The sequence below is a fragment of the Synechococcus sp. R6-10 genome (assembly GCF_047461815.1).
In the GTDB taxonomy this organism is placed as follows: Bacteria; Cyanobacteriota; Cyanobacteriia; order Thermostichales; family Thermostichaceae; genus Thermostichus.
Genome location: NZ_JANSHW010000449.1, coordinates 1 through 513, shown reverse-complemented (window position 1 = coordinate 513; position 513 = coordinate 1). Strand labels below are relative to the sequence as shown.

Annotated in this window: 1 protein-coding gene; it reads left to right on the top strand. The window is 58.9% G+C overall.

Features of this window, described 5'->3' with window-relative positions:
- On the top strand, positions 1–513 hold a 513-nt coding region (locus NW837_RS11990; RefSeq protein ID WP_414331808.1), incomplete at both ends, for a phosphoenolpyruvate carboxylase.

The window sequence follows — 513 nt, the reverse complement described above, 5'->3', positions numbered from 1 at the left end:
TGTTTCAGGCCATCCCCCTGCTGCACGAGTACCTCAGCCGCAGCCTGAAAAAAGCTTTTCCCAGCGTCGAGCCACCGCCGGCAGGATTTTGCAACTTCGGCTCGTGGGTAGGCGGGGATCGGGATGGCAACCCTTCCGTCACCGCCGATGTTACCTGGCAAACGGCTCGCTATCAGCGCAACCTCATCCTGGGCAAGTACATCGAATCGGTGAAGGCTCTCACCAAAACCCTGAGCATTTCCCTGCACTGGGGGGATGTGGACAGCCAACTGCTGGATGCCCTTGAGCAGGATCACCGCCTCATGCCTGAGGTTTACGAATCGTTTTCGCTGCAATACCGCCAAGAGCCCTACCGCCTCAAGCTCAGCTACATTCAGCGGCGGCTGGAGTTAACGCGGGAGCGCAATCGCAACTTGGCCGACTCCGCTTGTTTGCCCACCCCTCCCCCCGTGGACAACGCCTATGCCAACGCGGAAGAATTCCTGGCCGACTTGCAGCTTATCCAGAAAAGCT